This is a genomic window from Nocardioides mesophilus, from assembly GCF_014395785.1.
In the GTDB taxonomy this organism is placed as follows: Bacteria; Actinomycetota; Actinomycetes; order Propionibacteriales; family Nocardioidaceae; genus Nocardioides_B; species Nocardioides_B mesophilus.
Genome location: NZ_CP060713.1, coordinates 2,825,128 through 2,845,743, shown reverse-complemented (window position 1 = coordinate 2,845,743; position 20,616 = coordinate 2,825,128). Strand labels below are relative to the sequence as shown.

Here is a 20,616-nt window from a genome sequence, read left to right as displayed (position 1 = left end):
CGACGCCCTAGGGTCGGGGACGTGCCGGAACAGCCAGGACCGTCCCCGCTGACGACCCGCTGGGGCCGCGAGCTCGACCCCGAGCAGGTGCTGCCCGAGCATCCCCGGCCACAGCTGGTCCGCGACTCCTACCTGAACCTCAACGGCTGGTGGGACTGCGCCTTCACCGACGCCGACACCGACCGGCCCGAACGGTTCGAGCGCCGGATCCTGGTGCCGTTCTCCCCGGAGGCGCCGCTCTCCGGGGTCGGCCGACAGCTGCAGCCCGGCGAGCTGCTCTGGTACCACCGCACGCTGACCCTGCCACCGGGCTTCCGCCGTGACCCGGGCCGGCTGCTGCTGCACTTCGGCGCCGTGGACCAGACCTGCACCGTCTGGCTCGACGACGTCGAGGTCGGCGCGCACTCCGGCGGCTACCTGCCGTTCACGTGCGACCTGACCGACGCCTTCGCCGGCCGGGACTCCGCGACGCTGCTGCTCCGGGTCAGCGACGTCGGCAACAACCGCGGCCCCAGCAGCGGGAAGCAAAGGCTGGTCAGCGGCGGCATCTGGTACACCGCCCAGTCGGGCATCTGGCAGACGGTCTGGCTGGAGGCGGTCCCGCCCGAGCACGTCGAGCGGCTCGTGCTGACGCCGCTGCTCGACGAGGGCGCTGTCGAGGTCACCGTGGTCTCGGCCGGATCGGCCGGATCGGCCGGATCGGCCGGATCGGCCGGCTCGGCGGGATCGGCCGGCTCCACCAGCGCCGAGGTCCGGATCCTGGCCGACGGCGACCAGGTCGGCGCTGCCCCGGTCGTCCCCGGCCGCCCGACGCGGATCCCGCTGACCGCGTTACGACCCTGGTCCCCCGAGGACCCGTTCCTCCACGACGTCGAGGTGGTGCTGGGCGAGGACCGGGTGCGCAGCTACGTCGGGATGCGCTCGTTCGGCGTCGGACCGGACGAGGCCGGCGTCCCGCGGTTGCTGCTCAACGGCCGGCCGTACCTCCATCTCGGGGTGCTCGACCAGGGCTACTGGCCTGACGGGCTGATGACGGCTCCCTCCGACGCGGCGATGGTCCACGACATCGAGACGATGAAGCGGCTCGGCTTCAACACCCTGCGCAAGCACGTCAAGATCGAGCCGCTGCGGTGGTACCACCACTGCGACCGGCTCGGCATGCTGGTGTGGCAGGACCTCGTCAACGGCGGCGAGAACTACCGCACGGCCGCGGTCACGTGGCCGGGGACGCGGCAGGGCCGGCTGATCCGGCTGCGCGACGACCGTCCCCGCGAGCAGGCCTGGCTCGGACGAGCCGACCCGCGCGGGCGGGCGGAGTTCCGCGCCGAGATGACGGCCACCGTCGAGCACCTGCGCAACGTGGCCGCCCTGGCGGTCTGGGTCCCGTTCAACGAGGGCTGGGGCCAGTTCGACGCCGCCGCGATCGCCACCGAGCTCGCGGCGCTCGACCCGACCCGCAGCGTCGACCACGCCAGCGGCTGGCACGACCAGGGCGGCGGCGACCTGTGGAGCCTGCACCTGTACGGCCGCCGGTTCCGGGTGCCGCCACGCCGGACCGGGGACCGGCGGCCGCTGGTGCTCTCGGAGTACGGCGGTGCCGACCTCGCGGTGCCGGGGCACACCTGGAGCGGGCACCACTTCGGCTACCGGCACGTGCACTCCCCCGAGGAGCTGGCCGGAGCCTTCACCCGGCTGCACCGCGACGAGATCGTGCCGGCGGTGGGCAACGGCCTCGCAGCGGCCGTCTACACCCAGCTCAGCGACGTCGAGGAGGAGGTGAACGGCCTGCTCACCTACGACCGCGAGGTGCTCAAGCTGCCGGCCGGGCTGGTCCGCGAGGTGCTCGCCGAGGTCGCGCTGGCGGGGCAGTCGAGCGGGACCGGCTAGCCCGCCGGCCGGTGCAGCACGGCGTGCTCGGGCGCCACCCGGACACCCCGCGACTCCTCGTGGAAGGACGCGGCGCGGCCGTCGAGGATCAGCGAGTAGCCGCCCTCCTCCACCGGCGGCCACACCAGCGAGACGTCGGGCCGGGCCTGGAGGTTGGCGAGGGTACGGCGGCCGAGCCCCTCGACGACGAGCTGCCCGTCGGCCAGGGCCGGACGCACCGCGACGGCGTGCGCCCGCAGCCCGTCGCCGACCGTCAGCAGGTAGGCGAAGCCGAACGCCTCCAGCTGCTGGCCCAGCTCGTCGAGGTCGACCGGCACGCTCATGCGGCCAACCTACCCGTCCACCCAGGACTCGCCGGCGGGCTCCGGGACACCGGCGCCGGCGGTCAGCGCGGCCACCAGCGCGGGGAAGCCGGCCGCCGAGCCGGCCGGGACGGCGAGGTGCAGGGTGGCCTGCTCGCCGTAGTCCACCCCGGTCACGACGACGTCGCGCGAGCGCAGCTCCGCCTCCCAGCGTGCCGCGTCGGCGTGACCGGCCCGCAGGTCGTACCGCGACATCAGCAGCCGCCGCCGTACGCCGGCTTCGTCCAGCGCCGCCCGGGTCGCGTCGCCGTAGGCGCGGACCAGCCCGCCGGCGCCGAGCAGCACGCCGCCGAACCACCGGGTGACCACCGCGACCACGTCGCTGACCTCGCGGCCGCGGAGCACCTCGAGCATCGGCGCCCCGGCCGTCCCCGACGGCTCCCCGTCGTCGTGGGAGCGCTGCACCGCACCGTCGTGGCCGAGCACGAACGCGGAGCAGTGGTGGCGCGCATCCCAGTGCTGCTTGCGGATCCGGTCCACGACGGCCCGCGCCTCGACCTCGGAGCCGACCCGCTCGACGTGGCCGAGGAACCGGGAGCGCTTGACCTCGAGCTCTGCCGAGGCGCTCCTGGCGACGGTGAGGTACGACGTGCTCATCCGCTGAGCACGTTCCACCCGAGCGAGATGATGAACGCGCTCACCACCAGCACGAAGAACACCCGCACGAAGCGGGAGCCCCGCGCCACGGCGGTGCGGGCCCCGACGTAGCCGCCGACCAGGTTGGCAGCCCCCATCAGCAGACCCACCTTCCACATCACCGCGCCCTGCGGGATGAACACGCACAGGGCGGCGACGTTCGTGGCCCAGTTGGCCATCCGGGCCTTGGCCGAGGCCTCGAGGAAGTTGTAGCCGAGCAGACCGACCAGCGTGAACACGAAGAACGACCCGGTCCCCGGGCCCAACGCGCCGTCGTAGAAGCCGATCACCAGGCCGGCCAGCACCGCCGCCAGCGTGTGGTGGTGCCCGGCGAACCGGAGCTCGGTGAGCTCGCCCACGTCGGGCTTGAACAGCACGTAGGCGCCCACCACGACCAGGGCGACCAGCACGATCGGCTCGAAGGCGCTCTTGGGGATGTGCGAGGCGACCACCGCTCCGCACAGCGAGCCGAGGAAGGCGAAGATCATCAACGGCCCGAAGGTCTTCGGGTCCGGCCTGATCCGGCGGTAGTAGGTCACCGAGCTGACCGAGGTGCCGCAGACCGAGGAGAGCTTGTTGGTGGCCAGGATCTGCACCGGCGACGCGCCCGGCAGCCCCAGCACCAGCGCGGGCAGCTGGACCAGCCCGCCGCCCCCGACGACCGCGTCGACGAACCCTGCGAAGAGGCCGGCGAGGCCGAGCAGCAGCAGGGTCCACGCCGAGAGGTCGTCCACGCGAGGACCCTAGCCGCACCGGCCGGCGGCCCGGTGACGGCCGGCGTTTGCGAGGATCGGTGCGTGCGCATCGTGTCCCTGCTCCCCTCGACCACGGAGATCCTCTTCGCCCTCGGCGCCGGCGACGACGTCGTCGGGGTCACCTTCGAGTGCGACCACCCCGCCGAGGCGCGCAGCCGCACCATCGTCTCGACCAGCGCGATGCCCGAGGGGCTGGCGCCCGGGGCCATCGACGACTTCGTGGCGGAGGCGATGCGCAACGGCGAGGACCTCTACCACCTCGACGAGGGCGCGCTGGCCGGCCTGGACGCCGACCTGGTGGTCACCCAGGACCTGTGCGCGGTCTGCGCCGTCGACGTCTCGGTCGTCGACGACGCGCTGTCCCACCTCGGCTGCACCGCCGAGGTGCTCACCATCGACCCGCACACCTTCGAGCAGGTGCTGGACTCCGTGGGCGTCCTGGGCGCCGCCACCGGACGGGAGTCCGCCGCCGCGGACCTGGTGAGCGCGCTGCGGGCCCGCGTCGATCAGGTCATACGCCGGGTCGCCGGCCGGCCGCGGCCGCGGGTGCTGGTCCTGGAGTGGACCGACCCGCCGTTCGCGCCCGGCCACTGGGTCCCGGAGATGGCCGTGCTGGCCGGCGGCACGAACGTCCTCGGGACGGCCGGGGAAAAGTCCTTCCGGACCAGCTGGGCCGACGTGCGCGCCGCCAGGCCCGAGGTGGTCGTGGCCGCGCCGTGCGGCTTCGGCCTCGAGCAGTCGGTCGGGCTCACCGAGCAGCTGGTCGCCTCCGGCGCTCTGCCCGCTGAGGTGCCGGTGTGGGCGGTCGACGCGAACGCGTCGTTCGCCCGGCCGGGTCCGCGGCTGGTGGACGGGGTGGAGGCGCTGGCCGGCATCCTGCACCCCGGCGTGGCCGCGGTCCCGGACCCGACCCTGGCGCGGCGGCTGCGCTGAGCCTGCGGGTGCCGGCTCAGTACGGCGGGCGGCGGCGGGTCACGTCGCGGCCCCGGGCCGCCGCCCGCCGGCGGACCGCGGCGGCGCGGCTGCGCAGCTGCCGCTCCCGTCGCTGCTGCGGCGTGACGCGCCGGGAGAGGTCCACCCGGTCGATCAGCGCGTCCAGCGGCTCCTCGACCACCGGGTAGGAGGCGACCGGCTCCTCCCCGGTCAGGACCACGAACACCGGCCGGCCCTGGTGCGGCACCCGCAGCACCGAGCCGTCGACCCGGGACTCCGCGTCCTGGAACGCCTTGGCCCGCTGGGCGAGCTCGTCGCTCTTGGCCGCGGAGTACTCCTTGACCTTCGGCCCGGCGACCTTCCAGGCCTGGAGGACGAAGGGGCCGTACTTCGCGGCCATCTTGGCGCCATTCTTGGACGCCGGTCCGATCCAGCCCACGACGGCTCCCCCTCAGCTCCCGCTGGCGAGGTAGGCCAGCAGGTCCTGCCGGGTGACGACGCCGACCGGCTTGCCGTCCTCCTGCACCAGCAGCGCGTCGGCGCCCTCGAGCGCGGCCACCGCGTCGGAGACCGGCTCCCCCGCCCCGATGCTCGGCAGCGGCGCGTCCATGTGCGCCTCCACCTGGTCGGCGAGCTTGGCGTGCCCGGCGAACAGCGCGTCGAGCAGCTTGCGCTCCGAGACCGAGCCGGCGACCTCCGCGGCGACGATCGGCGGCTCCGCCCGCACCACGGGCATCTGCGAGACGCCGTACTCCTGGAGGATGTGCACGGCCTCCGCGATGGTCTCGGTGGGGTGCGTGTGCACCAGGTCGGGGAGCTGGCCGCTCTTGCCGCGCAGCACCTCGCCGACGGTCTGGCCGCCGGCGGCCGGCAGGAAACCGTACTGGGCGAGCCACTCGTCGTTGAAGATCTTGGTCAGGTAGCCGCGGCCGGAGTCGGGCAGCAGCACCACGATCACCGCGTCCTTGCCCTCCGGGGTGCCGGCCAGCTCCGCGGCCACCTGGGCCGCGGCGACGGTGGCCATGCCGCAGGAGCCGCCGACCAGCAGCGCCTCCTCGCGGGCCAGCCGGCGGGTCATCGCGAAGGAGTCCGCGTCGGAGACCTCGATGACCCGGTCGGCGATCTCGGGGTCGTACGTCGTCGGCCAGAAGTCCTCGCCGACGCCCTCGACGAGGTAGGGCCGGCCGGTGCCGCCGGAGTAGACCGAGCCGGCCGGGTCGGCGCCGATCACCTGCACGTCGGGGTTCTGCTCCTTGAGGTACTTCCCGGTGCCGCTGATCGTGCCGCCGGTGCCCATGCCGCACACGAAGTGCGTGATCCGGCCCTCGGTCTGCTCCCAGATCTCCGGGCCGGTGCTCTCGTAGTGGGAGAGCGGGTTGTTGACGTTGGCGTACTGGTTGGGCTTCCAGGCGCCCTCGATCTCGCGCACCAGCCGGTCGGAGACGTTGTAGTAGGAGCCGGGGTGCTCCGGCGCCACCGCGGTCGGGCAGACGACCACCTCGGCGCCGTACGCCTTGAGCACGTTGCGCTTGTCCTCGCTGACCTTGTCCGGGCACACGAAGACGCACTTGTAGCCCTTGGCCTGCGCGACGATCGCCAGCCCCACGCCGGTGTTGCCCGAGGTCGGCTCCACGATGGTCCCGCCCGACTTGAGCTCGCCGGAGGCCTCGGCGGCCTCGACCATTCGCAGCGCGATCCGGTCCTTCACCGATCCGCCCGGGTTGAGGTACTCCACCTTCGCGAGCACCAGCGGGGCGTCGTCGCCCGGAGGGACGACGTGGTGCAGCCGCACCAGCGGGGTGTTGCCGACCAGGTCCAGGAGTGAGTTCACGTAGCGCACGCCGTGAGTCTAGGGCTCACCTCTACGATGGGGGGCGTGGGCAAGGCAGCGGCGGCACGGAAGCTGGCGGCGGCTGCCGCGTACGGCGGCGGCGGCCTGTCGCTGGCCGGCGCCTCCCTGTACGGCGTGCTGCGGACCGAGGCGCTGATGGCGCGCCGCATGATCGGCAACGCGGACGGCACGCCGCCGGACGCGACCGGCTGGTACGGCCACGGTCGACCCGGGCCCGCCCTGAAGATGGTGCTGCTCGGCGACTCCTCGGCCGCCGGCTACGGCGTGGAGAGCGTCCAGGAGACCCCCGGCGCCCACCTCGCCTCGGGGCTCGCCGAGGGCGCGGAGCGCCGGGTCTTCCTGCGCTCGTTCGCGTTCGTGGGAGCGCAGACCCGTGACCTGGCCCGGCAGATCGACGCGGCGCTGCCGGTGCAGCCGGACGTCGCGGTGATCCTGGTCGGCGCCAACGACGTCACCCACACCCGGCGGCCCTCGGAGTCCGTGCGGCTGCTCGCCGACGGCGTACGCCGGCTGCGCGAGGCCGACGTGGAGGTCGTCGTGGGCACCTGCCCGGACCTCGGGACCATCGAGCCGATCGCACCGCCGCTGAAGCAGATCGCCCGGCACTGGTCGCGCCGGCTCGCGGCCGCCCAGACGATCGCCGTGGTCGAGGCCGGGGGCCGGACGGTGTCGCTCGGGTCGGTCCTCGGACCGGAGTTCGAGGCGACGCCGACGCTGTTCTTCGGCCCGGACCGGTTCCACCCCTCCGCGGCCGGCTACTCCAGCCTCGCCTCGGTGCTGCTGCCCTCGGTGCTCGCCGCCGTCGGGGTGATCCCGTTCGAAGAGCTGGTCCCCGAGGCGTTCCGCGGCGAGACGGTGCTGCCGGTGGCGCAGGCCGCGGTCGAGGCGAGCAAGGTCCCGGGCACCGAGATCGACGGCACCGAGGTGGCCGGCGCCCGGCGCGGCGCGCGCGGCCGCTGGGTGCAGATCCGGCGCCGGCGCCGCCAGCCCGAGGCCGACGCCGAGACCCCGACCACCGAGGTCGAGTCCCAGCCCGACGGTGCCGACGCCGCCGAGAGCCCCGACAGGGCCGCCGAGCCGGCCTGAGCCGCACCACCCGTCGAACGACCGGCGCCCCCCACCCGCAACGGGTAGGGGGCGCCGGTCGACGGTGCAGGTCAGTCGTTGCCGCGCAGGATCGCCAGGATCCGGAGCAGCTCGATGTAGATCCAGATGATGGTGACGGTCAGGCCGAACGCCGCACGCCACGACTCGCGCTCCGGCAGACCGGCCGCGACACCCCGCTCGACGAAGTCGAAGTCGAGGATCAGCATCAGCACGCCGAGACCCAGGCCGACCAGGCTCATCACCAGGCCCATCCCGCCGAACCCGTTGACGCCGATGTCGGCGCTGAAGAAGCCGAGCACGAAGTCGAGCAGCGAGACGGCGACGAAGCCGAACATCGCCGCGACGACCCAGGTGCGGAACTTCTGGCCGACCTTGATGTCGAAGAACTTGTACGCCGCCAGCGTGCCGGCGACCGCCGCGAAGGTTCCGGCCACGGCGCCCATCACGAGGCCGGTGCCGTCACCGGAGCCGAACTGGGCCTCCATCGCCTTGCTGAACGCGCCGACGAAGATGCCCTCGAGCGCCGCGTAGGCGAGCACCAGGCCCGGGGAGACGACCCGCTTGAAGGAGTTCACCATCGACAGCGCGAAGCCGCCGAGGGCGCCGACCATCGACAGGGTGTAGAGGGTGGTCAGGGCCTGCGGGTCGGTGATCGGCCCGGTCAGGAACCAGGTCGCGACGGCCACGACCACGACGACACCGAGGGTGAGCCCGGTCTTCTGGACGACCGAGTCGATCGTCATCCGCTCGGTGGAGGCGGGCGCGTAGCCGGTCGGCGCACCGCCGGTCGGGCCGCCGTACTGCTGGCCGCCGTACTGGGGAGCGGGCGGGGCGTACTGCGGGGACCCCTGGGTGGGGTAGCTCATGCCGCTCGCGCTGCCACGGCCGTTGAAGCCGTCCGCGCGCGAGAACACGGGGTTGCTGCTGCGCATGTGGTCTCCTCCTTGGAGGCCGGAGGCTCCCCGATCTGGGGAGCCTGGGGCCGCGGACCCATCCTAGTGATCCGCTGCCCTGTTCAACGGACGCGGGCGTGCCGTTGTTCCGGGCGGTTCGGGCCGGTTCTCAGCAGCGGTCAAGCGGCCGGGTCAGCGGCGGCGCCACCAGACCAGAACCACCACGCCGAGCACCGCCACGGCCGCACCGGCGAGCACCTCGGGCCGCGGCCGGCCCGAGGGCGTGGTGGCGCGGGCCCGTGCGGCGTCGACGCGCGCACGCGCCTGGGCCTTGACGTCGAGCTTGGCGTGCAGCGCGTCGACGGTCTCGGCGAGCTGCTCGCGCTGCCGCTCGACCTCGCGCTCCTTGGCGGCGATCGTGGGGTCGCTGGAGGTGGGCGGCCCGGTGTCGACGCTGGCCCGGCTGCCGTTCAGGTCGCTGCTCATGCCTGACCCCCCTTGAGGGTGGCGACGTCCTGCTTGACGCCGTGGGCGGCGCGCTCCGGCACCGGCGAACCGGCGTCGGCGACCTTCTTCTTGCCCAGCAGCGCCGCGATCCCGGCGGCGGCGAGGAGCACCACGCCGACGATCAGCGCGGCGAGCCAGGCCGGAAGCGCCAGGTCGAGCGCCAGGATCGCGGTGGTGATCAGCACGGCGGCGGCGAAGAAGCCGAGCAGCCCGGCGGCGCCGAACAGCCCCGCCCCCATCCCGGCGCTCTTCCCCTTGGCGGCGAGCTCGGCCTTGGCCAGCTCCACCTCGCTGCGGACCAGCGCCGAGGTCTGCTCGCTCAGGTCGTGGACGAGGGCGCCCAGGGTGGGCTCCTCGACGGGCGTGTCCCGATGCGTTCCGGGCGTGTATGACGTGCTCATGCCTGACAGGTGCCCGCCGCCGGGGGACGCAAACGTGACGCTTCGATCACCCGACCGGCTGGTGCGACAGCTCCTGGGCGATCTCCTGGGCCCAGCCGTCGATCGCCTCCCAGTCCCGCAGGTCGCCGTAGCGGCCGGAGACCACGGCGAACAGCAGCCGTCCCAGCCGGGACTGCTCGCGGTCGCGGTCGAAGACCCCCGAGAAGAGCCGGTGGTCGCGCACCAGCACGCGGCGCCGCAGCTCCTCCCCGATCTTCGCCTGCTCCTTGGCCGAGGCGAGGTCGCGCAGCGGCCAGCGCAGGGCCGCCGGCATGCCGACGCTGAACGCCCAGACCTGGCGTCGGCGCAGCTCGCTCTGGTGCCGGGCGACGAACCGCTGCGCCTGGTCCAGCCAGGCGGTGTTGTGCACCGCGCTGCCCACGACCACGCACTGCCACTCGCTGAGGTCGTAGACCTCCTCGACCGACCAGACGTCGACCAGCTGGCCGTGCTCGCTCAGCACCTCGGCGATCCGCTCGGCGATGCCGCGCGTCGAGCCGTACTCACTCGCATAGGCCACCAATACCCGCATCCGGCACCTCCGGGTCCGTTCCTCCCCCCGTACGAGCCTGTCCGCGGCCTGGCGGGGCGGGGAGGGCCGTTCGTCACGCGGGTAGCCGGACGCAGCGGCGTACGCCGGCGGGTGCGGGGGCGGAAGACCAGCCGCAACCGGGCTATCCCCGACGGTGCGGCCGGACCGCCAGCGCGGCGACGTCGTCGTCACGGTCGGGGTCGCGGACCGCCTCGACCAGCATCGGCAGCCCCTCGTCGAGTGCGCGGGGCGGCAGCAGCTCGACGGCGGCCCGGCGCAGCCGGACGCTTCCCTGCTCCAGGTCCTCGCCGCGACGCTCGACGAGGCCGTCGGTGAAGAGCAGCAACGTGTCCTCGTCGCGGAGCGGGGCGGTGACCACCTCGCGCCGTCCGCCACCCACCCCGAGCAGCAGCGTCCCCGAGGTGGTCACCTCGGCGCTCGAGCCGTCCGCGCCGAGGACGAGCGGGGCGGGGTGGCCGGCGTTGATGACCCGGACCTGCTGCCGTGCTGGATCCACGACCGCGTAGACGACCGTGACCAGCTGATCCATGTCGAGCTTGTCGAAGACCACGTCGAGTCCGGTCATCACGGTGGCCGGCTCCGGGTCGAGCGCCACCAGCGTCCGCACCGCCGAGCGCATCTGCGCCATCGCCGAGGCCGCCTGGACGCCGCGGCCCATCACGTCGCCGACGAACACCGCGAGGCGGCCCTCGTCCAGCGGGAGCACGTCGTAGAAGTCGCCGCCGGCGTCGGTGCGGCCGGCCGGTTGGTAGCAGACCGCCAGCTCCACGTCGTCGAGCTTCGGCAGCCCGGCAGGGAGGACGGCGTGCTGGAGCTTGAGGGCGACGTCGCGCAGCTCGCTGTGCAGCTGGGAGTTGTCGATGGCGATCGCGGCCCGACGGGCCAGGTCCTCGCCGAAGGCCTGGTCGGCGCGGCCGAACCGGCGACCGCGGTCGCCGGCCACCCAGGTGATCACACCGAGCACCCGGTCCTGCACCTTGAGCGGGACCGCGAGGCCGCTGCGGAAGTTGAGGGTGCGCAGCAACCGCAGGTGCTCCTCGTCGACGGCCGCGACCGCGAGCAGCTCGTCGGTGACCTCGGGCACCAGCTCGCTCTCACCGGTCGCCAGCACCTTGTAGGCGCCCCGCGAGCCGTCACGGGGCGGTGGGTACTTGGTCTGCAGGTCCTCCACGAGCTGCACGAGGCTCGAGTCCTCGTGCGCGATGGACAGGGTGCGCAGCTCGCCGTCCTGGAGCAGCTGGATGGCACACCAGTCGGCGAACCACGGGACCGCCAGGTCGGCGACCCGGCGCAGCGTGGCCCGGTAGTCCAGGCTGCTGGACAGCTGCTCGCTGGCGTCGGCGAGGAACTGCAGCTTCGACTCCCGGTCGGCCGCCGCGGCCACCGCCCGGATCCGGTCCAGGGTCTGCGCGCACACGTCCGCGAGGATGCCCAGGAACTCCAGCTCGGCGGCGTCGAGCGCCCGCCGCCCCGGGAACGACAGCGTCACCACGCCCAGCGGTCCGCCGGTGGTCTGCAGCGGCAGGCACACCATGGACCGCTCCCCGTCGGCCGCGGACTCCACCGTCGGGTAGCGCTCGGCGATCTCCGCGGAGCTGCGCAGGACCAGCATCCGACCGGAGCGGATCGTGTCCCCGGCCGGGGTGCTGGCTGCCAGCGGGTACGTCGCCCAGCGGGACGCCGCGCCGTGCCGGCCACCGCGCATCGCGATCAGCGCCAGCGTCTCGTCGTCGACCAGGGTGGACAGGGAGCTCACCGTCGCGCCGGCGGTGTCGGCCAGCTGGCCGGTGACGATCGCCGAGACCGCCTCGACGGTCTCGGCGACCAGCAGCTCGGTGGTGACCGCGGCCAGCCGGCGCAGCCGCGCGGCCAGGCGTCGGGCATGCGCCCCGCTGCCGGCCGCCTCCTCGGCGATCAGCAGCGCTCCGACCACCCCCTCACCGTCGGTCAGGGGCGACCAGCTGGTGGCCAGCGGCTCCACCAGCCCACCGGCCCGGACCATGGGCAGCTCTCCCGCCCAGGCCTGACCGGTGCCGAGGTGACGCAGCACCTCCTCGACCGCCCCGTGCTCGGGCTCCTCGAAGAGCAGGTCACGGATGTCTCGCCCGAGCAACTCCTCACGCTGCCGTCCGAGCAGCGCGACCGCCGCAGCGTTGCAGTAGGTGAGGGTGCCGCCGCCGTCCACGGCGAGGGCACCGATCATGACGCCGTCCAGGACCCGGGTGGCTTCGCGCCAGCCACGTCCCGCATCCCCGCCAGCGCTCCGCACGGCTAGATCCTTGCATGGTTCACCGGTTTTCGGTCACGGCTGCGCCAACCGGTGGTACCCCCGGTCGGACTCGAACCGACACTGAAAGGTTTTTAAGACCTCTTCCTCTGCCATTGGGATACGGGGGCCCGGGCTCGGTCACCCAAGATAGGTCTTGCGCGGGTGGATCGCGTGCGCACCCGCCACCCGGTCGAGGAAGAGCAGCCCGTCGCAGTGGTCGACCTCGTGCTGCAGCGCCCGCGCCTCGAAGGCCTCGGCCGCCACCTCGACGTGCTCCCCGCTGCCCGGGAGCCGGCCGCGGACCAGCACCCGCGAGGCCCGCTTCACGTCGCCGGTGAGGTCCGGGACGCTCATGCACCCCTCGCGGGCCCTCTCGTTGCGGGACGCGTCGACCACCTCAGCGTTGCAGAGCACGAAGGTGCCGTGGTGCGCACGCGTCTTGGGGTGCTCGGAGACGTCCACGCAGAACACCCGCAGCCCCACCCCGACCTGGGGGGCGGCCAGGCCGACGCAGCCGGGCGAGACCCGCATCGTCGCGACCAGGTCGGCGGCCAGCCTTACCACCAGCGGGTCGGTCGGGTCGACGTCGGCGCCGCGTGCGGCCAGCACCGCCGCCGGCGCCCGCACGACGTCGAGGACCCGCCCGCGGACCCCGAGGTCGTCCTCGTGCCACCGGCCCACGACGTCGTCGACGAGCCGGTCCGCGCTGTCGCTCACAGCTCGTCGCTCTCCACCTCGCGCAGCGAGACGCCGACCCCTAGCGAGGAGGCGGCCTCCTGCAGCGCGCCGCGCAGCGCCTGCACGTCGGCCGTCTCCGGCAGGTCCACCTCGGCCACCAGCAGGTACAGCTCGCCGGCGAGCCGGGTGGTCAGGTCGGTGATGTTGCCGCCGGCGCGGGCGACCTCGGCGACCGCGGCCGACACGATCCCGGGCCGGTCGCCGCCGTGGACGGTCAGGACGTACGACGGGCCGACGGCGGCCGGCTCCGGCTCGTCCGCGACCTCGCGCACCGCGACGTCCAGCGTGCCGTCGGCGGTCAGGCTCGCCAGCGACTCCTCGATCTCGGCGGCCGGCCGGTCCCCGCGGCAGAGCAGCATCATCGCGAAGTGGCCGCGCAGCAGCGTCATCGTGGAGTCCTCGAGGTTGAGCCCGAGGCCGGCGAGCACGCGGGTGGTCTCGGCGATGATGCCCGGCCGGTCGTGCCCGAGGACGGTGATGGCGTGCAGGGAGCTCACCGGCGTCATCCTTCCACCTCGCCCGCGAGCCGGGCGGCGCGTCCCAGGACCGCGTCCGTCATCGACTCGGTCAGCTTGCCGGTGAAGGTGTTCTGCTGCGAGGGGTGGTAGCTGCCCAGCAGGGTCAGCTCCCGGCCCGCCGGCGACACCAGGACGGCCTCCGCCGCGTGCCCGAACCGGGGGCGCGGCCGAGGCACGTCGTATCCGAGTGTCCTGAACGTGCGCAGCGCCGCGTCCCAGCCGAAGGAGCCCAGGCAGACCACCACCCGCAGGTGCTCCTCGAGCAGCCGGACCTCCCGCAGCAGCCACGGTGCGCAGGTGTCGCGCTCGGCCGGGGTCGGCTTGTTGTCGGGGGGTGCGCAGCGGACGGTGGCGACCATCCGGGTGCCGATCAGCCGCTGTCCGTCGCCGGCGTGCACCGAGGTGGCCTGGCTGGCCAGCCCGACGCGGTGCAGCGAGGCGAACAGCCAGTCGCCGGAACGGTCGCCGGTGAAGATCCGGCCGGTCCGGTTGCCGCCGTTCGCGGCCGGTGCCAGTCCGACGATGAGCACCCCGGGCTCCGGGTCACCCCAGCCGGCGATCGGGCGCCCCCAGTAGGGCTCGCCCGCGAACGAGGCCCGCTTGGTCTCCGCGACGTCCTCGCGCCAGCGGACCAGGCGGGGACAGGCACGGCACACCGACACCGCCGCCGCGACCTGGTCGAGGTCGGCGGCGGCGGCGAGGCGGCGTACGGCGGCGGGCGTCCGCGCCACCGGTGTCTCGGGAGTGGCCGGGTCGTCGGGCCACCCGGTCCCCGGCGGCACCGGGCTGGGGAACAGCTTCCCGGTCAGCGGGTGCGGCAGGTCCGGGGCAGGCATGGGGTCATCCTGCCGGGTCGGCCCGCTGGCCCCGCGGACGGGTCAGGCGGACGGGTACGGCGTGCTGGTCTGCGGGTCGACCCCGGTGACGGGGCCCGCCGAGGAGCTGCTGTCTCCGTGGCCGGCCTTGTCCATGACGGTCTGCTTGGCGCTGGTGGCGGCTCCGGCGACCTTGTCCTTCACCACCGGGGCCTGCTCCTTGACCATGTCCCCGGCCTCACGAGCCTTGGTGCGGACCCGCGGGTCCTGGGCGACCTTGCTCGCGGCGGACTTGATCTGCTCGTAGCGCTCATGTCCGGCGCGGCTGCCGAACACGTAGCCCACGGCGGCTGCGGTCAGGAGGGTCAACTTCTTCATCGGTTGGAGCCTTTCTCGTTGTCGTTCTCGGTGGTGTGGTTGCCGGCGGAGGCCAGGCGCAGCTCACGGCCGCGCTCGACGTCCTCGGCATCCTTCTTCTCGGCCTTCTCGATGTTGCGGGTGTCACGCGCCGGGAGCTGGAGCTCCTCCTCGGCGGGCAGGCCCGCCTGGAGCTCACGGCCGCGCTCGAGCTCGGAGTCGACCTCGGCACCGAACAGCAGCGCCAGGTTGGTCAGCCAGAGCCAGAGCAGCGTGACGATCACGGCGCCGAGGGAGCCGTAGGTCTTGTTGTAGCTGGAGAAGTTCGCGACGTAGAGCGCGAACAGCAACGAGACGACCACCCAGGCCAGGAGCGCGATGATCGCGCCCACCGAGACCCAGCGGAACTTCGGCTGCTTGACGTTGGGGGTGGCGTAGTAGAGCAGGGCGACGACGAGCACCATCACGATGGCGAGCACCGGCCACTTGACGATGCTCCACACCGTCAGCGCGGTGCCACCGAGACCGACGACGTCGCCGATCGACTGCGCCACCGGGCCGGAGACGACCAGCATCAGCAGCACGGCCGCGCACAGGATCAGCGCCACGACGGTGATCAGCAGCATCAGCGGCCGCAGCTTCCACACCGGTCGGCCCTCGCGGATCTCGTAGATCCGGTTCATGGCCCGCCCGAAGGCGCCGACGTAGCCGGAGGCCGACCAGATCGCGCCGACGAGACCGATGACCGCGGTGAGACCGGCGGTGTCGGACTTGGCCAGGTTCTCGAGCAGCGGCTTGACGGCGTTCAGCGTCTGGTCCGACACCAGCGGGTCCAGCACGTTGAGCGCGGTCTTCACCGACTCCTCGGCCTGCCCGACCAGCCCGAGCAGCGAGACCAGGGCCAGCATCGCCGGGAAGATCGAGAGCACGGCGTAGTAGGTGAGCGCCGCCGCCAGGTCGGTGCACTGGTCGTCGAGGAACTCACGGAAGGACTTGCGTCCGACGTACTTCCAGGAGGTCTTCTTCAGCTCGGTCGGTGAGTCGGGCTTGCGCTCGTCGTCTGGCGCGGGCGTGGCGTCCGCGTGGCGTGATGTCGACATGCCCGGGGGGTACCCACTCGATCCGTCGTCAACCCCGTCACGGCCCCGGCAGTACGGCGGGCCGTCCGCGCCCCGGTGCGATCGTGCCGGTTCGTGCCGGTTCCGGTCAGGCCACCGACCAGGCGATCCCGTCCAGGATGTCGGCCTCCGAGACCAGCAGCCGCTGCACCGGCACCCGCGAGAGCACCCGGTCCAGGATCAGCGCACCGGCGCCGATCACGTCGGCACGGCCCGGGTGCAGGAACGGCAGCCCACGGCGCTGCTCCACGCTCATCGCCAGCAGCCGCTCGGTCACCTCGTGCACCGCGGCCACCGGCAGGTCGGCGTGGTGGATCGCCGTCCGGTCGTAGTGCGGCAGGTCCAGGACCGCCGCGGCCACGGTGGTGATGGTGCCGCCCACCCCGACGAGGCTGGCGGTCGAGTCGAGGTGCACCCCGTGACCGGGCAGCGTGTCGAGCGCGTCGTCGACGGCCCCCCGGGCGGCCGCCAGCTCGGCCGCGGTCGGCGGGTCGGAGGGCATCAGCCGCTCGGTCATCCGCACCGAGCCCACGTCCAGGGAGCGCGCCGCCGCGACGTGGCCGGTCACCGGGTCGCCGAGGATCAGCTCGGTCGAGCCGCCGCCGATGTCGACCACGGCGACCGGACCGGGCAGCTCCCGGTCGCCGAAGGACCGGGTGGCGCCGTCGTAGGACAGCTGCGCCTCCTCGGCGCCGGTGACCACCTCCGGCTGCACCCCGAGCCGTTCGCGGACGCCGGCGACGAACACCTCGGCGTTCGCGGCGTCCCGGGCGGCCGAGGTGGCGCAGAAGCGGAGCACGTCGACGTGGTGGGCGTCCAGCACGGCGCCGTACTCCTCGATCGCGGCGAACACCCGGGCCAGCGCCGCGTCGGCCAGCCGTCCGGTGCGGTCGACGTCCTGCCCGAGACGCACCATCCGCATCTCGCGGACCAGCTCGTGCTCCGTGCCGGTCTCCCGGTCGAGGTCGGCGACCAGCAGCTTGATCGTGTTCGTGCCGCAGTCGATGGCAGCCACCCGCCTCATGACGGCGCCCCGTCCTCGACGCGCACGCACGGCCCAGCGGCCCAGAACTCCCCGAGCGCGTCCAGCACCTCGTCGCCGAGCGGGTTCACGCCGCGCCCCTGGGCCAGCGACTGGCCGGCGAGCACGTGCAGGCACTTGACCCGCTGCGGCATCCCTCCGGCGGAGACGCCGGCGATCTCGGGCACCCGGCCGATGCTCTCGCGGTAGGCCAGGTAGCGCTCGTGGGCCGCGCGGTAGGCCGCCGCCAGCTCCGCGTCGGTCTCCAGCCGGTCCGACATCTCCTTCATCAGGCCCGACGCCTCCAGCGTGCCGATCATCGACGCGGCCCGCGGGCAGGTGAGGTAGAAGGTGGTGGGGAACGGCGTACCGTCCTCGAGCCGGGGCTCGGTGGCGACCACGTCGGGGTTCCCGCAGGGGCAGCGGTGCCCGATGCCGTGGATGGAGCGCGGCGGTCGGCCGAGCTGGGCGCCGATGACGGCCTCGTCGTGGGGGTCGATCACCGCCGTATCGTCCCAGGCGCGGCGCCCCGTGTCACAACGGGCCCGGGGTCAGCGGGCGGGACGCGGGGCGCGGATCCGCAGCGCCGGGTCGGGCTGGTCGGCCGCGTCCTCGGGCTTGCCGGCCGCCTCGACGCTGCGCCACGCGGTCTGCCACCACAGCGGCCGCGCCTCCTCGCCGGCCGGCACCACCGCCTCGTCGAGGGAGTCGTCGTGGTCCAGCGGCTTGCCGTCCTCGCCGATGACCTGGAAGCCGATCTCGCCGGGCAGCACCCAGCCGAACCGCGAGCGCGCCTGGGTCCGGACGTAGGCCGGGTCGTCCCAGCGTGCCTTCTCCCGCTCCAGGGACTGGATCTGCGCCTCGGACGCGGCGATGTCGGCGTTCAGCGACGCGACGTGGTCGCGCTGCTCGAGGTAGGCACGCAGGCTCGAGGCGTAGGAGACGGTCAGCACCGCCACCACCAGCACCAGGATCGCGGCGCGGCCGGTGAACCGGGGCCGGACCGGTCGGGCCGGGGGCGCCGCCGGCCCGCGACCCCGGTTGCCGGGTCGCGAGGCCGGACGGCTGCCCGCGCTCGCCGAGGGGCGCCCGGTGCCGCGGGAGGCCGCACGGGAGCGCGGTCCCGCGGAGCGCTGCGAGCCTCCCGGGCGACCTGCGGACGGTGTGGGCATGGTGCGGGCCGGCCTCAGCCGTTGCCGGCGGCGAAGCGCGGGAAGGCGCCACGGCCGGCGTACCGGGCGGCGTCGTCGAGCTCCTCCTCGATGCGCAGCAGCTGGTTGTACTTCGCCACCCGCTCGGACCGGGCAGGGGCGCCGGTCTTGATCTGGCCGCAGTTGGTGGCCACGGCGAGGTCGGCGATCGTGGTGTCCTCGGTCTCCCCGGAGCGGTGGCTCATCATGCAGCGGAACCCGTTGCGGTGCGCGAGGTCCACCGAGTCCAGCGTCTCGGTGAGCGAGCCGATCTGGTTGACCTTCACGAGCAGCGCGTTGGCGCTGCGCTCGGCGATGCCGCGGCTGAGCCGCTCGACGTTGGTGACGAACAGGTCGTCGCCGACGATCTGCACCTTGTCGCCGAGCGAGGCGGTCATGGCCTGCCAGCCCGCCCAGTCCTCCTCGTCGAGAGGGTCCTCGATCGAGACGATCGGGTAGGCGGCGGCGAGCTCGGTGTAGTAGGCGACCATGTCCTCGGACGTCCGGCCGGAGCCTTCGAACGTGTAGGAGCCGTTCTCGAAGAACTCCGAGGCGGCGACGTCGAGCGCAAAGACGATGTCCTCGCCGACCTTGAGCCCGGCCTTCTCCACGGCGGTCGAGATCAGGTCGAGCGCCTCGCGGTTCGACGGCAGGTCCGGCGCGAAGCCGCCCTCGTCGCCGAGCCCGGTGGCCAGGCCCTTCTCCTTCAGCACCGCCTTGAGCGCGTGGTAGACCGAGACACCCTGCTGGAGCGCCTCGCGGTACGTCGGCGCGCCGATCGGCGCGATCATGAACTCCTGGATGTTCACCCCGGTGTCGGCGTGGGCGCCGCCGTTGAGGATGTTCATCATCGGCACCGGGAGCACGTGGGCGTTGGGGCCGCCGACGTAGCGGAACAGCGGCAGGTCTGCGGAGTCGGCCGCGGCCTTCGCCACCGCGAGCGAGACGCCGAGGATCGCGTTGGCGCCGAGCTTGGACTTGTTGGCGGTGCCGTCGAGCTCGAGCAGCCGCTGGTCGACGAGGCGCTGCTCGGAGGCCTCGAAGCCGATCAGCTCGGGGCCGATCACGTCCAGCACGCCGGCGACCGCCTTGGCGACGCCCTTGCCGAGGTAGCGGGAGCCGCCGTCACGCAGCTCGACCGCCTCGAAGGCGCCGGTGGACGCGCCGGACGGGACAGCGGCCCGGCCGATCGTGCCGTCGTCGAGGGCCACCTCGACCTCGATCGTGGGGTTTCCGCGCGAGTCCAGGATCTCGCGCGCGCCGACAGCCTCGATGGACGCCAAGGGGTGCTCCTCATGAGGGGACGTGCAGGACGCCCCCAGCCTAACGGCGATCCCTCTCGTCCGCCGGTCCGGCTCGCCCTCCGGCCGGGCATTGACAACGCCGCAACACTGAGCAGATGAGCGAGCAGACACAGCAGGTGGGTGCCCTCTTCGACCGGCTCGCCGACGACTACGACCAGTCCGGGGTGGCCTTCTTCGAGCCGATCGCCGAGCAGCTGGTGGCGGCGCTCGACGTACGCCCGGGCGAGCGGGCCCTCGACGTCGGCTGCGGCCGCGGCGCCGTCACGCTCCTCCTGGCCCGGGCGGTCGGGACGGACGGCAGCGTCACCGCGGTCGACCTGGCCCCCGCGATGGTCGAGCACACCCGGGTCGCCGCCGCCGGGCTGGGCAACGTGCGTGCCGCGGTCATGGACGCCACCGCGCCGACCGACCCGCCGGCCGCCGAGGGCTCCTTCGACCTGCTGGCCTCGTCGCTGGTGCTGTTCTTCCTGCCCGACCCCGGCGCCGCGCTCGCCGGCTGGGTGCGCCTGCTGCGGCCCGGCGGCCGGATCGGCGTGACCACCTTCGGGGACCAGGACGACACCTGGCGCGCCGTCGACGCGCTGTTCGAGCCGTACCTGCCGCCGCACCTGCTGGATCCGCGCACCCGCGGCCGCGGTGGTCCGTTCACCTCCGACGCCGGCATGGAGGAGCTGATGCGCTCGGCCGGGGCGAGCGAGGTCCGCACCGTCCACGAGCGGCTCCCGGTCCGCTTCGCCGACGCGGAGCAGTGGCGGCGCTTCTCGATGGGCACGGGCCAGCGGGCGATGTGGGGCTTCGTGCCGGAGGCCGAGCGCGAGGTCGTCTTCGCCCGGGCCGCGGACCTGCTCGCCGGCGCCCGCGACGGCTCCGGCGCGATCGTGCTGCACCAGGACGTGCGGCACACCCTCGGCCGGCGCCCCGCCGGCTGACCTGCCGGCGGTGGAGGGGTGGCGGCAACCAGCGGTCACCGTGCGCGCTCGTTGCGCCCCGCACCCCCGTCTACCAGCAACCAGCGGTCACCGTGCGCCCTCGTTGCTGCCGACTCCCCCGCCTCCCTCGCGGACCAGCAACCAGCGGTCACCGTGCGCCCTCGTTGCGCCCCACACCCCCGTTTACTGGCAACCAGCGGTCACCGTGCGCGCTCGTTGCTGCCGACGCCCCCGCCTCCCTCGCGCACCGCAACCAGCGGTCACCGTGCGCGCTCGTTGCTCCCCGCACCCCCGTTCGCCAGCAACCAGCGGACACCGTGCGCGCTCGTTGCTGCCCACGCCCCCGGCTCCCTCGCCGACCGCGACCAGCGCTCCCCGTGCACCCTCGTTGCGCCCCGCCCCCCCGTTTACTGGCAACCAGCGGTCACCGTG

The 20,616-nt window shown here is 73.6% G+C and carries 23 protein-coding genes and 1 tRNA gene; 4 read left to right on the top strand and 20 right to left on the bottom strand.

Going from position 1 to position 20,616, the window contains the following annotated elements; all coding sequences use genetic code 11:
• Positions 1 to 21: 21 nt before the first annotated feature.
• Complete coding sequence (locus H9L09_RS13755) at positions 22 to 1,887, top strand: glycoside hydrolase family 2 protein (RefSeq protein WP_223164043.1); 1,866 nt, start codon at positions 22 to 24, stop codon at positions 1,885 to 1,887.
• Here H9L09_RS13755 and H9L09_RS13750 read toward each other — a convergent pair.
• The 3 genes from H9L09_RS13750 to H9L09_RS13740 are packed head-to-tail and all read right to left on the bottom strand — an operon-like array spanning position 1,884 to position 3,619.
• Complete coding sequence (locus H9L09_RS13750; RefSeq protein ID WP_187577464.1) at positions 1,884 to 2,210, bottom strand: pyridoxamine 5'-phosphate oxidase family protein; 327 nt, start codon at positions 2,208 to 2,210, stop codon at positions 1,884 to 1,886. The two genes, H9L09_RS13755 and H9L09_RS13750, sit on opposite strands and share 4 nt — an antisense overlap.
• A gap of 9 nt (positions 2,211 to 2,219) precedes the next feature.
• A complete protein-coding gene (locus H9L09_RS13745; RefSeq protein WP_187577463.1) occupies positions 2,220 to 2,846 on the bottom strand; it encodes a YigZ family protein in 627 nt (208 codons plus the stop codon).
• Positions 2,843 to 3,619, bottom strand: coding sequence for a sulfite exporter TauE/SafE family protein (locus H9L09_RS13740; RefSeq protein WP_187577462.1), 777 nt, complete (start codon positions 3,617 to 3,619; stop codon positions 2,843 to 2,845). The genes H9L09_RS13745 and H9L09_RS13740 overlap by 4 nt, the downstream gene beginning before the upstream one ends.
• A gap of 63 nt (positions 3,620 to 3,682) precedes the next feature.
• Between H9L09_RS13740 and H9L09_RS13735 the strand changes: the two genes are divergently transcribed.
• Positions 3,683 to 4,573, top strand: coding sequence for a cobalamin-binding protein (locus tag H9L09_RS13735; protein WP_187577461.1), 891 nt, complete (start codon positions 3,683 to 3,685; stop codon positions 4,571 to 4,573).
• A gap of 16 nt (positions 4,574 to 4,589) precedes the next feature.
• Here the strand turns inward: H9L09_RS13735 and H9L09_RS13730 are convergent, their stop codons facing one another.
• Together H9L09_RS13730 and H9L09_RS13725 are read right to left on the bottom strand one after the other, a co-directional pair.
• Complete coding sequence (locus H9L09_RS13730) at positions 4,590 to 5,012, bottom strand: hypothetical protein (RefSeq protein WP_187577460.1); 423 nt, start codon at positions 5,010 to 5,012, stop codon at positions 4,590 to 4,592.
• Between the two features lie 12 nt (positions 5,013 to 5,024).
• Positions 5,025 to 6,413 carry a cystathionine beta-synthase gene (locus H9L09_RS13725; protein ID WP_187577459.1) on the bottom strand — a complete coding sequence of 463 codons (1,389 nt, stop codon included), beginning with the start codon at positions 6,411 to 6,413 and terminating at the stop codon, positions 5,025 to 5,027.
• Between the two features lie 27 nt (positions 6,414 to 6,440).
• On the opposite strand from H9L09_RS13725, the gene H9L09_RS13720 reads away from it, so the two are divergent.
• Positions 6,441 to 7,511 (top strand): SGNH/GDSL hydrolase family protein, encoded by a 1,071-nt coding sequence (locus tag H9L09_RS13720; RefSeq protein WP_187577458.1) that lies wholly within the window; start codon positions 6,441 to 6,443, stop codon positions 7,509 to 7,511.
• A 71-nt stretch (positions 7,512 to 7,582) separates the two neighbouring features.
• Here H9L09_RS13720 and H9L09_RS13715 read toward each other — a convergent pair whose 3' ends face one another.
• The 15 genes from H9L09_RS13715 to eno form a co-directional block, all read right to left on the bottom strand.
• Complete coding sequence (locus tag H9L09_RS13715) at positions 7,583 to 8,464, bottom strand: Bax inhibitor-1/YccA family protein (RefSeq protein ID WP_187577457.1); 882 nt, start codon at positions 8,462 to 8,464, stop codon at positions 7,583 to 7,585.
• Between the two features lie 153 nt (positions 8,465 to 8,617).
• The gene (locus tag H9L09_RS13710) at positions 8,618 to 8,911 is read right to left on the bottom strand and encodes a DUF3618 domain-containing protein (protein WP_187577456.1); all 294 of its coding nucleotides are present in this window, start codon (positions 8,909 to 8,911) and stop codon (positions 8,618 to 8,620) included.
• Positions 8,908 to 9,333 (bottom strand): phage holin family protein, encoded by a 426-nt coding sequence (locus tag H9L09_RS13705; RefSeq protein ID WP_187577455.1) that lies wholly within the window; start codon positions 9,331 to 9,333, stop codon positions 8,908 to 8,910. The genes H9L09_RS13710 and H9L09_RS13705 overlap by 4 nt, the downstream gene beginning before the upstream one ends.
• Before the next feature lie 46 nt (positions 9,334 to 9,379).
• Positions 9,380 to 9,904 (bottom strand): flavodoxin domain-containing protein, encoded by a 525-nt coding sequence (locus H9L09_RS13700; RefSeq protein WP_187577454.1) that lies wholly within the window; start codon positions 9,902 to 9,904, stop codon positions 9,380 to 9,382.
• A 142-nt stretch (positions 9,905 to 10,046) separates the two neighbouring features.
• A complete protein-coding gene (locus H9L09_RS13695) occupies positions 10,047 to 12,194 on the bottom strand; it encodes a SpoIIE family protein phosphatase (RefSeq protein ID WP_187577453.1) in 2,148 nt (715 codons plus the stop codon).
• A gap of 52 nt (positions 12,195 to 12,246) precedes the next feature.
• Positions 12,247 to 12,322: transfer RNA gene (locus H9L09_RS13690), tRNA-Leu, on the bottom strand.
• 10 nt (positions 12,323 to 12,332) lie between these two features.
• Positions 12,333 to 12,911, bottom strand: a complete 579-nt coding sequence (locus tag H9L09_RS13685) for a peptide deformylase (RefSeq protein ID WP_246456018.1) — start codon at positions 12,909 to 12,911, stop codon at positions 12,333 to 12,335.
• Complete coding sequence (locus tag H9L09_RS13680) at positions 12,908 to 13,429, bottom strand: glycine cleavage system transcriptional repressor (protein ID WP_187577452.1); 522 nt, start codon at positions 13,427 to 13,429, stop codon at positions 12,908 to 12,910. The genes H9L09_RS13685 and H9L09_RS13680 overlap by 4 nt, the downstream gene beginning before the upstream one ends.
• Positions 13,430 to 13,434: 5 nt before the next feature.
• Positions 13,435 to 14,286 carry a uracil-DNA glycosylase gene (locus H9L09_RS13675; RefSeq protein ID WP_187577451.1) on the bottom strand — a complete coding sequence of 284 codons (852 nt, stop codon included), beginning with the start codon at positions 14,284 to 14,286 and terminating at the stop codon, positions 13,435 to 13,437.
• A 42-nt stretch (positions 14,287 to 14,328) separates the two neighbouring features.
• Positions 14,329 to 14,643, bottom strand: coding sequence for a YtxH domain-containing protein (locus H9L09_RS13670; RefSeq protein ID WP_187577450.1), 315 nt, complete (start codon positions 14,641 to 14,643; stop codon positions 14,329 to 14,331).
• On the bottom strand, positions 14,640 to 15,722 hold the full coding sequence (locus tag H9L09_RS13665) for a YihY/virulence factor BrkB family protein (RefSeq protein WP_187577449.1): 1,083 nt from the start codon (positions 15,720 to 15,722) through the stop codon (positions 14,640 to 14,642). Before H9L09_RS13665 ends, H9L09_RS13670 begins: the two co-directional genes overlap by 4 nt.
• A gap of 106 nt (positions 15,723 to 15,828) precedes the next feature.
• Positions 15,829 to 16,764, bottom strand: a complete 936-nt coding sequence (locus H9L09_RS13660) for a Ppx/GppA phosphatase family protein (RefSeq protein WP_187577448.1) — start codon at positions 16,762 to 16,764, stop codon at positions 15,829 to 15,831.
• On the bottom strand, positions 16,761 to 17,264 hold the full coding sequence (locus H9L09_RS13655) for a DUF501 domain-containing protein (RefSeq protein ID WP_187577447.1): 504 nt from the start codon (positions 17,262 to 17,264) through the stop codon (positions 16,761 to 16,763). The genes H9L09_RS13660 and H9L09_RS13655 overlap by 4 nt, the downstream gene beginning before the upstream one ends.
• Positions 17,265 to 17,312: 48 nt before the next feature.
• Positions 17,313 to 17,933 (bottom strand): FtsB family cell division protein, encoded by a 621-nt coding sequence (locus tag H9L09_RS13650; RefSeq protein ID WP_187577446.1) that lies wholly within the window; start codon positions 17,931 to 17,933, stop codon positions 17,313 to 17,315.
• Between the two features lie 14 nt (positions 17,934 to 17,947).
• Positions 17,948 to 19,234, bottom strand: a complete 1,287-nt coding sequence (gene eno / locus H9L09_RS13645; protein WP_187577445.1) for a phosphopyruvate hydratase — start codon at positions 19,232 to 19,234, stop codon at positions 17,948 to 17,950.
• A gap of 116 nt (positions 19,235 to 19,350) precedes the next feature.
• Between eno and H9L09_RS13640 the strand changes: the two genes are divergently transcribed.
• Positions 19,351 to 20,184 (top strand): class I SAM-dependent methyltransferase, encoded by an 834-nt coding sequence (locus H9L09_RS13640; protein WP_187577444.1) that lies wholly within the window; start codon positions 19,351 to 19,353, stop codon positions 20,182 to 20,184.
• Positions 20,185 to 20,616 lie beyond the last annotated feature (432 nt).